Below are 12,943 nucleotides of genomic sequence, written 5' to 3' on the forward strand. Positions count from 1 at the left end.
TGCTCGTACTGACATCACTTTAGGGAACACGGGGCCATGCTCCGAACCGCTATTTGAATGATAGATATAAGGGTAGGGCAGGGCATGAAAAAGCACACCGACGCCGAGCATAGACCGCAGGCCCCCTCAAAAACTCAGGGTGAACAAGAACGCGACAACGATGCGCATCGACCGGATGGCTCGTTAGGAACTGATCATGACTCGACCGCGCAGAAAACAGCGCGGCATGAAGGGGAGAAGAAGCACTGAGGCCAGTGATATCTGGCCTCAGCAATGCCTTCAGAGGATGGGTTTGCCGCCGGTTACCCCATATCGTGAGCCCGAGATGTAACTCGCTTCATCGGAGCCCAACAAGACGTAGATTGGCGCTACTTCCACAGGTTGCCCTGGCCGCCCCATCGGGTAGCTCGAACCGAAGTTCGTGACGGCTTCATCGGGCATGGTGGCAGGTATCAGCGGTGTCCAGATCGGGCCGGGCGCCACGCTGTTAACCCGAATGCCTTTCTTGCCAAGTGATTGGGCCAGGCCTGCAGTGAAATTGGCAATGGCCCCCTTCGTGGCGGCATACGCCAACAGGCTGGGGGATGGGTCGTCGGAATTGACCGAACTGGTGTTGATGATCGAACCGCCTTTGGGCATTGAGGGCAACGCGCGCTGGCAAATCCGGAAAATGGCGGTGATGTTGGTATCGAAGGTCTTAACCCATTCATCATCGTCAATCTCGTCCAGGCCCTCATGAGCCATCTGGAACGCGGCGTTGTTGACCAGAATATCGATACGACCAAACTGCGCCACGGTCTTGTCGACGATGTCGTAGCAATGCTGTTTCTGCGCTAGGTCGCCTGGCAGCAACAGGCATTGGCGGCCAGCAGCCTCAACCCAGCGCGCGGTTTCTTGCGCATCTTCGTGTTCATCCAGGTAGGAAATGGCAACGTCAGCGCCCTCCCGAGCGTAGGCAATAGCTACTGCGCGCCCAATGCCGCTATCGGCGCCGGTAATCAAGGCGATTTTGCCTTCCAGGCGATTGTTGCCGGTGTAGGTCTGCTCCCCACAGTCCGGATAGGGCTCCATCTTGCGTTGAGAACCGGGAACACTTTGCGGTTGAGATGGGAACGGCGGAGTGGGGTAGTCGCTCATCGAGGAAGCTCCTGCAGTTGAGAATGGTCATAACCGTTCGAGAGGTGCGAAAGCTCAGCGTTGAGATAAGTTCAGGGATTGCGCGACGGGCGGTCACCCCCTCTCTCCATTGAATTCTCGAGGGGTTGGATAACTCTACCGCTGACCAGTCTTGCGCTTTACGTGCAAGGCTTGATATCTATCTGGAGCGTCCAAGTGCCTCGAATTATCACGCCCACCACCCCCGAACATGAGATCGATCAGCAGCAGGCCAGGATGTTCGGTACCCCCAAAGAGCGCCTGGATTTCTATCGGCGCGAGATCCAGTACGAGACCACCATCCTGGCCAACCGTACCGATGCTTATCTTGCGGCACAGTCGTTTCTGGTCATCGCGTTCGTGTCGTCGATGGGCAATCTGAACCAGGGTTGGGGCGAGATGTTCACGTTGATGGTGCCGGCGTTTCTCGCACTGCTCGGCGTGCTGAGCTCACTAAACGCCTGGCCAGGCATTCGCGCGGCCTTTCGGATCATCGAGCACTGGCAGCTTAAGCAAAGCACCTGCTGCGCAGTGAGCCCATGATGGGGTTGGCATATGACGAGTCGCCGCTGTTCTGCGAAGCTGAAACCTCGCAGGCGGGGCACCGCAAGTCGCTGCTCTTCTCCCTGCGCACGCCTTGGATTTTTCTCGGCTTCTGGGTCTTGCTGGGCACCTATTCGGTCTACATCCAGCTGGCGTGACCCGCGCCCTCCAAACGCCTTGAAGCCTCACCGGAGGGCGCGAAGCAGAACGCTGGGCTCAGCCAGCCAGCGCTTTGATCAATTGTTCGTTGAACGCCGGAATATCGTCCGGCTGGCGGCTGGTGATCAGGTTGCCGTCCACCACCACCTGCTCATCCACCCAATTGCCACCCGCATTGCGAATGTCGTCCTGCAATGTCTTATAGCTGGTCATCCGCTTGCCCTTGGCCAAACCGCTGGACACCAGCAGCCAGGCACCGTGACAGATGACGGCCAGCGGCTTGCCAGCCGCGTCATGGCTCTTCACCAGCTTTTGCGCACCGGGGATCAGGCGGATGGTGTCGGAATTCTGCACGCCACCTGGCAGCACTAATGCGTCGTAGAGGTCGAGGTCGGCACCGTCGAACGTCGCATCAACGGCGAATTCGTCGGCGGGCTTATCATGGTTCCAGCCACGAACCACACCTTCCTTTTCACCTAGAATATCGACCACCGCACCGCTTTTTTCCAAGGCCTCACGCGGGCCCGTCAGCTCTACCTGCTCGAAGCCATCGGTGACCAGAAAGGCCACGCGCTTGCCGTTCAGTTGTGCACTCATCGTTCATCTCCTCGTATCGATAGAACTCATATAAGGGCCGGCACCGGCAGGCAAAGTTCCTGCGCGATGCTGAGTGGTTCGAATCAGCGGCGCCGCCGTTGCGTGCGGGTAATTACTAACCCGGCAATGATGCCGAGGACTGCCGCACTCACCAACAAAGGCTTGTTGTTATTGTGGTTTCTCCAGCCGCCGTCCACGCTGCGTCGCCCACTGGGTGGCTCGAACAGGTTGCCCGATGAAATCGCTGCACTGGGACTGCGGTTTAAGCCCCAGCGTGTCAGCCATCCGGAAAGCAGCGGTAGTCCTGGAACCAGGAAGCTGGCCAGATGGGTGACGCGGGCGGCGGCGCCGACTGTGGTGTGCGCACGAGGGGAAATAGCGCATGCCACCATGGCCTTTGCCACCAATTCGGGATCATAGATCGGCCCAGGCGGGGTGAGGGCGTGGCCGGTGTAGTTGCCGCCATCCCTGAAACCCGGCGTGTCCATGACCGCTGGGTAGATGTCGCAGACATGGATGTCGGGAAATTCCGTCAACTCTCCCCGCAGCGCGTCGGTCAGGCCACGCAGGCCGAACTTGCTTGCCGAGTACGCCGCTGCGTAGGGCTGGGCAACCCAGCTGCCCAGTGACAGGGTGTTTATCAGAGTGCCGCTGCGCTGCGCCTTGAAGTAGGGCAGGGCCACATGGGCGCCGCGCAGGTAACCGACCAGATCGGTTTGAATGACCTGTTCATGTGCCTCCAATGGCGTGTCCTCGAAATTGCCGACCGCGCCAACGCCGGCGTTGTTGACCCAGATATCGATCCTTCCATGACCAAATGCGGCGGCCTGCTCGGCCAGCGCTTGTACCTGGTCACTGCGGGTCACGTCGGTGGTGATTGCCACGGCGTCCGTGCCGCAATCGGTGCACTCGTCCAACACGTCGAACAGCGCTTCCTCATCGCGCGCCGCCAGCACCAGGCGAGCACCTTTGCAGGCAAACGCATGCGCAGCTGCCCGGCCTATCCCACTGGAGGCGCCCGTGATGACCACAACTTTGCCTCGCAAGGGGCCTTTGATCGGATAGGCGTTAGTAGAATCTGCCGATTCCAGGTTTTGTTTGCCGTCATCAAGGGGCGCGATGGTTTCACTGGCCTCGATTCTGCAAAGCTCGAGCGATGTGCCATCGACCAATGTCAGGATCAGCCCCTCAATGGTGCCCGCCGCCCGATTCGGGAATACGGGCTCGCCCTTGGCATCCAGACTGTCGTAAATGAAACGAGTACCTTCTAGCCAACCTATTGCGGTCAAAAGCTCTGGGCAGAGGTAATATTTGCCGTCGAGAAAAAAGCCCGGGAATTGATGAGCACGCTCGACATTTTCCACACGATAGCGTTCGCCGTTTTTCATGCCTGTCGCTTGATCAATCATTTTGTGAACTCCTTCGGTCAGTCGAATGCAGGGTGCTCAACCTTTGCTGTGCTCATCGGATGTCGGCCCTGTGCCGCGCTTGATCCCGCGCGGGCCGGCGATCCCCCAGATAGCTAGCCCCACAAGGGGAAACACCACGATCAGTAGTGCCCAGAGCGCCTTGGTTGCATCGGACTTGTCGCTTCTGAACACACTGACAATGGCCCACAAGTCAACAAGCAGGAGAATCGCCGCGACCGCGATCCAGAAGTACATGGCTAGATCGTTCATATTGTCTCCCGTGCCTTACACGTAATCAGGGCCCAAGGTTCCGGCAGCAGCCCCGGGAACGAGGATGACCTTGCGGCAGTTGTCCTGTTTCTGGTCGAACATCTTGTAGCCCAGAGCCGCTTCTTCCAGAGCGAGACGGTGGGTGACGATCAGTTCGGGTTGCAGGCGCCCGGCCTCAATGTGTTCGAGCAGCTCAGGCAGGTATTTCTGTACGTGGGTCTGGCCCATCTTGAACGTCAGCCCTTTGTCGAAAGCGTCACCGAACAGAAAGCCGTGGATGAAGCCGGCATAGACTCCCGGAACGCTGATCACCCCCCCGCGTCGAACTGCTGCAATGCTCTGACGCAAGGCTTTACCGCTGCTGCCTTCGATCTTCAGCGCGGTCATTACCGTTTCGGTGGTGCTCCCCTTGGCCTCGAAACCTACTGCATCAATGACCGCATCCACGCCACGCATGCCCGGCGTCTGGCGAATGATGCTGTCGGCGGGGTCGTCATCCTGCTCGAAGTTGATCGGGATAACGCCGTAGGCATCCTGGGCGTAGGCCAAGCGGTAGTCGTTGTCATCGACCATGAAGATCTTCTGGGCACCGAGCATTCGGGCGCAGGCGGCACTGAGCAAGCCGACCGGCCCAGCACCGTAAATGGCGACGGAAGAACCTTGGCCAATCTCGGCATTGATGACCGCCTGCCAGGCGGTCGGCAGGATGTCGGAGAGAAACAGCACCTTGTCGTCGCCCAGGGTGGTGGGTACTTTGAAGGGCCCGACATTGGCCTTGGGCACCCGCACGTAATCGGCCTGGCCTCCCGGCACGCCACCATACAAGTGGCTATAGCCAAACAGGGCGGCGCCCGGTGGGATAACTTTCTTGTTGATGATCGAACCGCGCCCGGTGTTGGTGGTTTCGCAGGCGGCGAATAGATCGTGCTGGCAGAAGAAGCAACTGCCACAGGCGATCACGAAGGGGATCACCACGCGGTCACCAATTTGCAGGTTGGTCACGCCTTTGCCGACGTCCTCGACAATGCCCATAAACTCGTGGCCGAAAATGTCGCCGGTTTCCGTCTGCGGGATCTTGCCCCGATACAAATGCAGATCCGAGCCGCAAATGGCGGTGGCGGTCACCCTTAGGATGATGTCATCCGCCTCCTGGATGACTGGGTCAGGGACGGTATCGACTCTGACATCGTTGGCTCCGTGGTAGATCAGTGCTCTCATCGGGATTAACTCCTGCAGCCGCATGGATGAATAATGGGTATGCAGGTGAAGGCATTATGGGCAGCAAAGTTCAGAGCAATATGTCGGGCGGCGGGGCATGCAATGCTTCTGTGAGAAGTGCTGAACAATCATGGCCCTAGTAGTATCGAATCATCAGATCTGATGCGAAGCGCGGATGCCCATCGATAGGTCAACGTGCCCACGATGACGTGAGCATTGGCATGGAACACAAGGTTGTGGCGACATGATGTTCTTGATCGTCATTCATAGGAGGCTGTGGAGTATGAGCAGTTCTGTGATCTATACGATTGGTCACTCAAACCGATCCTTCGACGAATTCGTGAGGCTATTAGACAGCATCAAGGTCGAGTGTGTGGTTGATATACGTACAGTGCCGAAATCCCGAACGAATCCTCAATACAACATCGATCTGCTTCCTGACTCATTGAACCGGTGTGGGATCACCTACCGTCAACTACCCAAGCTAGGCGGGTTGCGCAAGAAGTCGACAACGATTGAAGAAAATGCAAATGCGTACTGGGAGAATCGCAGCTTTCACAACTATGCGGATTACGCGTTTTCCCCGGCTTTTGCTGAGGGGCTAGGAGAGTTGATTACCGTAAGCAAAACGCACCAGTGCGTGATCATGTGCGCTGAAGCAGTATGGTGGCGCTGTCATCGGAGAATCGTCAGCGATTACTTACTGATCCGAGGAATCCCTGTGTTTCACATCATGGAGGAGGGCAAATCTAGCAAGGCTACCCTCACTCCGGCAGCGCGCCCTCAAGAGCTGAAGGTGCTGTACCCCCGCCCCGAGGGAAAAGTGGATATCAACAGTCCTACAACCTAGCCTCAAACCTTCAGCCATCAGTTTGTTCTTCAGGCGGCACCTGACCTTCGAGCCAATCTGGAGCTTCCATCTCCGGCTCTGGTACCGGCTCACCGGGGTTGTGCGGGATTGGGTCTACGTAGATGCCTACGCAGTGAGTCAGTCGTTAAAGGTCAGAAGTTCTGCATTGGCTTGCTTGACCAGGTGAACCCACTCTATATCGCTGATGATGCCAGAACGTTCCAGCTCCTCGGCACTGCGACAAGCGGAGTCATACTCGTCCTCCGCGAGGGCGCCATCCCTTAGAAAACGGTTACGCCATGCCTGAATTGCGGCAGCGCCATTGTTGCATTTCACGTATTGCTCTCCAGAGAAATGACCGGCTGTGAGGAAGAGGGAGGTCAAAAGTGGCGGGAGACTACACCATTCTCTAAGTGTGGGCATTCGAAGGCGATAATTGGTTGATGGCCACCAAACTGGCGCAGGAGTGTCCCGGTCGTTTAAACCAACACCCCCTGGTTGTTGAGGCGCCGGCGCTTTGAAAGCTTAGCTATCACGGCTTTAATCCAGCTGGAGTAGGTGGTTTCTAGCGCCTGTGGAAGGTGGGGTAATTACTGATCCATCTCAACCAATCCGGGGGGTACTTTAATGTCCAATCGGCAAGCCATGCACTGAGTCGCAGCCCGGATTCGGGACAAGGGCCATCTGCCTCTCAAGTTCGCTTGCAATGCGCCCTAGCCGGTCGATGTCGTCCTCGAACTGAGAAATTTTTTCCATTCACCGCCCAGCTTTGCCCTGGATTACGTTGTTAGCCCCTCAAGGGCTTCGCACCTCGCGAGCAGGTTTCTGCTCATTCGCAACTACTCTACCTCGACCTGCAGCCCATGCCATCGCTCGACTCATCGTTTCTCCAGGACGCTTGTCATATGCTTCCTCGTATCTCATCGCGCCTGTCGACTCATAGATACCTATAAAGAGTTGGGTGTCGCCGGTACGTGACAGGCGAACCTGGACGTCCAGAGAAGCTCCATCGTCAAGCAGTTCCTGATGCGTCCTGTGATGCAGGTTCGGATCTGCCCAGGCCCAGAATACTTCCCCCCGCTGTCGCATGACTTGCTCCTCAGAATATTCGTCAGGAAAGCGTAGCCCGCGTGAGGCGGTGCTGCTAGCTGAATAGTGCCAGGCGGTGTCTGTGAGAAAAGCGATGGTCTCACTTGATGCTTTCACATAATCCTACTAATACTAATGACTTACGGAGGGGGGAATGATCATGCAGACGCGCTTTGTAGTGGTTCCTGCTGTGCCACGGGAAAAGGAGCTTTTTCCAAGGCGCACCGGTTTTCCAACCGCACTAAGTGACGGCTATGATCTCTACGATACTCAAGAGAAAATTCGATTGAGCTTTAACTACTCCACGCGCGCTGAAGCGGAGTATGAGTGCGAGTACCGCAATAGGGCGCAAGATCTGAACGACGCAAACGTCGCTGGTAATGCGTAACGCTGGCGAGGGCTCGACCGTGCGGCTATCAAAGCCAAGGTTTGCCTCATTGACCCACCCGCCGCTAACGACCCAAAGCAAGCGTCTATTGAAGACAATTCTCGGTAAAAGAGTCGCTCCGCGGAAGCTTCGCTTTGATTGACCATGGCTGCTGGGGGCTATAGCAACGGTTTGATGTAGCTGATGTTGAGGTAAATTTCGGCAGGTGCCGAGGGGCGTATCCAAGATTTATTTAAGCTCGGCGGTCGTGGATCTGAGTAGCTCACCCAAATGTTCAAACGACCATCAGAACATCCCAACTCTTGTGAGGGCTGGAGTCGCATGCGCGGCTTAGTTGAAGACGTCCATGGTTCCGATCGCTATAGCCGCCATGAACATTACCAGCCACGTACCGCTGCACCACCTATGGACGCTCGCTGGTTGTCGCCGTAGTCCTCGGAAATCACCTAGCCTTCGCCTTTGTAGTATTCGGTACCCTGCCAACGAACACCACCGCCCACCTTCAATTGCGGCACGCACTGCAGGCGATAGCTAGTGAAGAGTTTCAGGATATCGCTAGGCACTTCGGTGTTCAGGCGGTCGCCGTCCGAGTCTTTGCTGACTGCATAGGTGTAGCTGGCCGAGACCAGCAATCCGGCAGATCACTCCATCAGCTTCTCAAATTAACCTACACCAAGTAAGCGACGTGCGGCTTCTAGCTTAAGGGGAAGGGAGCGGGTCTCCGCTGGCAGCGCCCTTACGACCTGTGAGGAGTGTCCAGAAGTGGAGGCACCAGCGCGGGTTGAGTTCTTGAGACCAATACGGCTCCATCTTGTTCTAGGGACTCTATTTCCCGACGAAGGCCGTCAATGAGGTCGGCTGCGGGTTTACCTGTTTGCTCGCTCAAAGTGAGGGTGACTAGCGTTAGAGGGCTCAGCTCCAGCCGCTGACTCACCTGCTCGAGCTTGTCTAACGTGATGCTTGATCGAGCACCCTCTAGCTTGGAGAGGAACGTCCGACTCGTATCGCCGAAATCCCGCTGCGAGATGTTTCGCTTGTTGCGCAGCGCCCGAAGCACGGTGGCGAATGACGACTTTAGTGACATGTGCGGCTCCTGCATCTGTGCTTATCGCCATTGATCAAGCGTAGACCTGTGCCGTTTAGAATCACGTCGCAAACCAAGGTGGCGGTGCTAAATGGTGGCGCAGCGCATCAGGTCGAGGTACTGTTGATGCATACAGTATATCGCGGCAAGATCTTCAAGAGAAAATTTGTACCCTGTCCAATGACGAGCGCTAGGACGAAGCCCGAGACCGCCGACTATCGCTTGCTTTCTTCTCACGGGAGGAGCTGTTGGAACAGCAGTGCCTTTTGCTAGAGAGCGAACTCGCCCTTCTGGGGCGGAACTGACGGCTTCCCGCGAGAAGATCGCCACCCTGGTTTTGATGGGGACGGGTATCAAGAAAGAGCTTAGGCTGGCTGAGGCAGAGTTGAACCAAGCGAGGTATCAGTTCCAGGTAAACAAAGCGGCTCATTGATGTAAGCGTACGGGGAATACGCCTTGCGCAAGTCAGCCCGTCATCCACTGATGTGGCAGTAGCTGCTCGATCTCACTAGCCTTCTGCGTCGGCAGCCGCATTAGTACATCCTTGAGATACGCATACGGATCATGCCCATTCATGCGCGCCGACTGGATCAGGCTCATGATCGCCGCTGCCCGCTTACCGCTGCGCAGCGATCCAGCAAATAGCCAGTTCGACCTACCAAGCGCCCACGGCCTTATCGTGTTTTCGCAGGCGTTGTTATCGATGGGCACAGCACCATCATCAAGGTAGCGCGTCAGCGCTACCCAGCGTTTCAAGCTGTAATCCAGAGCTTTGGCCGTGGCTGAGCCCTCGGGCACAAGTGCGCGTTGAGCGATCATCCACTCATGCAACTTTTCAGCGACGGGCACCGCCATTTCTCGGCGTAATCGACAGCGATCTTCATCGCTCATGTCCTTGGCCTGCCGTTCGACCTCATACAAGCCGCCGATGGAGTGCACCGCCTGTTCGGCCAACTGGCTTTTGTTCGCCACATGCAGGTCGAAAAACTTGCGCCGGGCATGGGCCATGCAGCCGATTTCGGTGATGCCCTGCTCGAAGCCAGCCTTGTAGCCTGCGAAGTCATCGCACACCAGCTTACCGTTCCAAGTGCCTAGGAAGTTGCGCGCATTTTCGCCTGCACGGCTGGGGCTGAAGTCGTAGACCACCGCTTTCAGTACCGAGAACGGTGTCGTGCAGTAGGCCCAGACATACGCTCGGTGCGTTTTCTTTTCGCCCGGGGCCAGCATCTGCACCGGTGTTTCATCGGCATGGAGGACTCGCTGGGCCAACACGGCTTCGCGCAGTGCATCTACCAGCGGTTGCAGTTGTACACCGGTTTGGCCGACCCACTGAGCCAGCGTCGAGCGCGGGATCGCCAGGCCGGCACGGCCGAAGATCTTTTCCTGCCGGTACAACGGAAGGTGGTCGGCGAACTTGGCCACCATCACGTGGGCCAACAAGCCGGCAGTGGGGATGCCCTTGTCGATCACCTGTGCCGGTACCGGCGCTTGAGTCAGTGTTTCGCATTGGCGGCAGGCCCACTTGCCACGTACATGTTGCTCAACCGTGAACACGCCGGGGGTGTAGTCCAGCTTCTCGCTGACGTCTTCGCCGATGCGTTGAAGTTGGCAGCCGCAGGAGCATTGAGTGTTCTCTGGCTCATGATGAATGACGGTACGAGGGAACTGCGGCGGCAGCGGCGCACGTTTAGGCTGTTGGCGTGGTTCGTCCGGTGCAGGGGCGGGACGAAGTGCTTTCAACTCGGCATCAATGGCTTCGAGATCGGTGCTGAGCAAGTCATCCAGCAAGCTGCCTTGCGCCGGGCTGATTTGCTCACTGCGCTTGGCAAACTTGTGGCGTTTGAGGACGGCAAATTCGTGAGAGAGCTGCTCGATGACGGTCTTGTCGCGACGGCTCTCTCGGCCCATGGTGTCGACCTTCGACAGCAACTGCGCAGCGAGTGCACGCAGTTGATCGGGCGTCATTTGGTCGAGATTGGGCGAGGAAGTCATGCCTTGGATTTTACCAAAGCAGCACACCTGCCACAGCTAAAAGAGCCGATTCAGAGCAACGTAATTACACCGTTAGCACCCACCCGCTGCCAGGAGGCCCAGCACCAGCGCTTGAAGTTGTTCGGCGTCGAGTTCAACTTCGTGGCCTCGATGAGTGCCAGGCCAGTGGAATTTGCCTTGGTTCAGGCGGCGCGCGGCCAGCCAGATGCCAACGCCATCATGTACGAGCACCTTCATGCGGTTAGCGCGGCGATTGGCGAACAGATAAGCGCAGTGCGGCTTCGCCGCACCGAACACCGCGACCACACGGGCTAATGCTGTGTCCGTACCGGCGCGCATGTCCATGGGCTCAGTGGCGAGCCAGATGGCGTCGATGCGGATCATTGGGAGAGGCTGCGGATGAAGCGTGCGCAGCCGTCCGGATCGAAGATCGGCCAGCTCACAGTGACTGTTCGCTGCCCCGAAGAAATCTCGATGCGGGCTACATCCTGATCCTGCCGAGCAGGCGTCGCCGCAGCGGTCTCAAGCTTAAACGGTACAAATGCAGGCAAGCCAGAAGCCTGCCGGTCACGATAGATAGGTATCCACTTGCGAACCAGATTAGCGTTGATGCCGTGCCGCAGCGCCACGCTGGCAATGGATACATCGGGGCTCAGGCATTCCTGGACAACTTGGGCCTTGAAGGGTTTGGGATAAGAGGTGCGCTGACGCATGGTGTTCCTTGAATTAAGGGCGATGGTGTCCACGTATTTTTAGGTGGACACCATCGCCCTTAATCTGGGGATTCTGAAGGTGTGTTCGGCAGACGCTTACTCATTGATGCCCACCTCTGACGTTATATAGCAGGCTGAGAGACAGGGGGAGACTAGGAATTGCGGGCAAAAGACAGCCCGCTGCTAGGCTGGCAAGGGAGCTTCTATCATACGTAGGGGTAGTTAACGTTCCGGCACTGCATGTGACAAGGACGTGAATAGTATCGGGCGAGGGCTATCGCATACCGCTGCGTGAACCCAGGCTGTGTAAGCCGAAACCAGGCATTGTGGGATGCTCGGCAAGGCCTGCTCAATTTCGGCCAACCTTGACGGATTGCCTACCAAGTCGGTGACCCAGGTTACAAATCTCAATCGGGATGCGGGGCACGGTGCTACCTGCTGCTCGAGCTCGTCCGCGATACGCGACACTCGCCCGATGCTGATGTCGAGTTGGGTTATCTGATCCATGCTTCCGCTCCTTGGGTGATAGCCCAAACATAACACGTCGAAATCGAGCGCCATCGAAGCGTGTCAAATCTCCGCGCTACATTCCCCATTGCGGCGTGGCGTCGCCTCATCTCGAACACTCTCTCCATCTGGGCGACGCATCGCCACTCCCAGCGAAAACGTACCTCGTTCCAGTGACTGATCTGTTCTCATCGCAGGCGCATTTCGTCCACACTACCTATGCAGCCGGGCTTTTTCAGAATACTGTATGCACATACAGTAAAAGGAGATGCCGCCATGACAGGCACCAATCTGCCGGTAATGTCGCTCCTAGAGTGGCGGCAGCTGCTTAACGACACCCAAGCACTGCTCCTCGCGCCGAAGAAACATCATAGGGAACTTTTACATCACGCATATGCACTACGTGATACGCATGCGGTAGATTCAGGAATCTTTGGCCGATATGTTGGAGCTCGCGGACGAAGCATTGATGTATGCCCACTCTGTCCAAGCTGACCACCAGTGGTAGGCTGAACACACGCCTTGGTGGCATGGCGTAGTGTCGGGATAGCCGTGGCGAAAGGGAGAAATCGTGAACAGAGATCTGAGTAAGGTGCTCATGCCCGACCACCCCATGTACACCGAGGCTGTGGAAGCACTCAAGCTGTACCACCAAGCCCAGGCTGAAGGGGTTATTGGAGCAGAGCTGGAACGCCTGCGGTTGATGGCTGAACATCATTTCCAGGCTGTCACCGACTATCAGCTACACGCCCTTGGTGGGCCCGCAGTGAAACGCCATTAACAGATGGCCTACATCCGGCCGATCCCCTGCATGCCAGGAGTGGGAAGTTGCCCTGCACGTGACCAGTGATTTTCATCGATGCTGTTCAACCGTTTGCATTCGACGTAACCAGCCACTTGCGTTCGATTTGACCAGCCGTCCACATGGCTAGAGGCGAAAGCGTAATTCACGATTGACCATTAACGCCC

Annotated in this window: 15 protein-coding genes and 1 pseudogene; 5 read left to right on the plus strand and 11 right to left on the minus strand. The window is 57.1% G+C overall.

All coding sequences use genetic code 11. The annotated features are described in order from the left end of the window. Positions 1–84: 84 nt before the first annotated feature. On the plus strand, positions 85–249 hold the full coding sequence (locus tag J3B00_RS15405; protein WP_209868387.1) for a hypothetical protein: 165 nt from the start codon (positions 85–87) through the stop codon (positions 247–249). Positions 250–279: 30 nt separating this feature from the next. Here J3B00_RS15405 and J3B00_RS15410 read toward each other — a convergent pair whose 3' ends face one another. Then, entirely contained in the window at positions 280–1,137 is an 858-nt protein-coding gene (locus J3B00_RS15410; protein ID WP_209868389.1) for an SDR family oxidoreductase, read from the minus strand. A 195-nt stretch (positions 1,138–1,332) separates the two neighbouring features. Here J3B00_RS15410 and J3B00_RS15415 point away from each other — a divergent pair. After that, a pseudogene (locus J3B00_RS15415) lies at positions 1,333–1,856 on the plus strand (hypothetical protein). 58 nt (positions 1,857–1,914) lie between these two features. Here J3B00_RS15415 and J3B00_RS15420 read toward each other — a convergent pair. The 4 genes from J3B00_RS15420 to J3B00_RS15435 all read right to left on the minus strand — a co-directional run bounded on the left by J3B00_RS15420 (position 1,915) and on the right by J3B00_RS15435 (position 5,351). Continuing rightward, positions 1,915–2,454: a type 1 glutamine amidotransferase domain-containing protein gene (locus J3B00_RS15420; RefSeq protein WP_209868391.1), complete on the minus strand. Its 540-nt coding sequence runs from the start codon at positions 2,452–2,454 to the stop codon at positions 1,915–1,917. An 83-nt stretch (positions 2,455–2,537) separates the two neighbouring features. Beyond that, on the minus strand, positions 2,538–3,863 hold the full coding sequence (locus J3B00_RS15425) for an SDR family oxidoreductase (RefSeq protein WP_209868393.1): 1,326 nt from the start codon (positions 3,861–3,863) through the stop codon (positions 2,538–2,540). A gap of 36 nt (positions 3,864–3,899) precedes the next feature. Then, positions 3,900–4,133: a PLD nuclease N-terminal domain-containing protein gene (locus J3B00_RS15430; protein ID WP_197885007.1), complete on the minus strand. Its 234-nt coding sequence runs from the start codon at positions 4,131–4,133 to the stop codon at positions 3,900–3,902. A gap of 15 nt (positions 4,134–4,148) precedes the next feature. Then, entirely contained in the window at positions 4,149–5,351 is a 1,203-nt protein-coding gene (locus J3B00_RS15435) for a zinc-dependent alcohol dehydrogenase (RefSeq protein WP_209868395.1), read from the minus strand. Positions 5,352–5,595: 244 nt separating this feature from the next. Between J3B00_RS15435 and J3B00_RS15440 the strand changes: the two genes are divergently transcribed. Further along, entirely contained in the window at positions 5,596–6,201 is a 606-nt protein-coding gene (locus J3B00_RS15440; protein WP_245362563.1) for a DUF488 domain-containing protein, read from the plus strand. A gap of 138 nt (positions 6,202–6,339) precedes the next feature. Here J3B00_RS15440 and J3B00_RS15445 read toward each other — a convergent pair whose 3' ends face one another. Continuing rightward, positions 6,340–6,537 (minus strand): hypothetical protein, encoded by a 198-nt coding sequence (locus tag J3B00_RS15445; protein ID WP_209875184.1) that lies wholly within the window; start codon positions 6,535–6,537, stop codon positions 6,340–6,342. Between the two features lie 459 nt (positions 6,538–6,996). After that, the gene (locus tag J3B00_RS26650) at positions 6,997–7,290 is read right to left on the minus strand and encodes a hypothetical protein (protein ID WP_245362820.1); all 294 of its coding nucleotides are present in this window, start codon (positions 7,288–7,290) and stop codon (positions 6,997–6,999) included. A gap of 154 nt (positions 7,291–7,444) precedes the next feature. Here J3B00_RS26650 and J3B00_RS15450 point away from each other — a divergent pair, with 154 nt between their 5' ends. After that, positions 7,445–7,678: a hypothetical protein gene (locus J3B00_RS15450; protein WP_209868397.1), complete on the plus strand. Its 234-nt coding sequence runs from the start codon at positions 7,445–7,447 to the stop codon at positions 7,676–7,678. Positions 7,679–8,124: 446 nt separating this feature from the next. On the opposite strand, the gene J3B00_RS15455 is transcribed toward J3B00_RS15450, so the two are convergent. The 4 genes from J3B00_RS15455 to J3B00_RS15470 all read right to left on the minus strand — a co-directional run bounded on the left by J3B00_RS15455 (position 8,125) and on the right by J3B00_RS15470 (position 11,467). Then, the gene (locus J3B00_RS15455) at positions 8,125–8,310 is read right to left on the minus strand and encodes a hypothetical protein (RefSeq protein ID WP_209868400.1); all 186 of its coding nucleotides are present in this window, start codon (positions 8,308–8,310) and stop codon (positions 8,125–8,127) included. A 917-nt stretch (positions 8,311–9,227) separates the two neighbouring features. Next, on the minus strand, positions 9,228–10,754 hold the full coding sequence (locus J3B00_RS15460; protein ID WP_209868402.1) for an IS66 family transposase: 1,527 nt from the start codon (positions 10,752–10,754) through the stop codon (positions 9,228–9,230). Between the two features lie 72 nt (positions 10,755–10,826). Then, positions 10,827–11,138 (minus strand): IS66 family insertion sequence element accessory protein TnpB, encoded by a 312-nt coding sequence (gene tnpB, locus J3B00_RS15465; RefSeq protein WP_209868404.1) that lies wholly within the window; start codon positions 11,136–11,138, stop codon positions 10,827–10,829. Continuing rightward, entirely contained in the window at positions 11,135–11,467 is a 333-nt protein-coding gene (locus J3B00_RS15470) for a transposase (protein ID WP_135291777.1), read from the minus strand. Before J3B00_RS15470 ends, tnpB begins: the two co-directional genes overlap by 4 nt. 1,078 nt (positions 11,468–12,545) lie before the next feature. Between J3B00_RS15470 and J3B00_RS15475 the strand changes: the two genes are divergently transcribed. Beyond that, positions 12,546–12,755: a hypothetical protein gene (locus J3B00_RS15475; RefSeq protein WP_209868406.1), complete on the plus strand. Its 210-nt coding sequence runs from the start codon at positions 12,546–12,548 to the stop codon at positions 12,753–12,755. The last annotated feature ends 188 nt before the right edge of the window (positions 12,756–12,943 follow it).

This window comes from Pseudomonas sp. BP8, from assembly GCF_017875955.1.
Lineage (GTDB): Bacteria > Pseudomonadota > Gammaproteobacteria > Pseudomonadales > Pseudomonadaceae > Aquipseudomonas.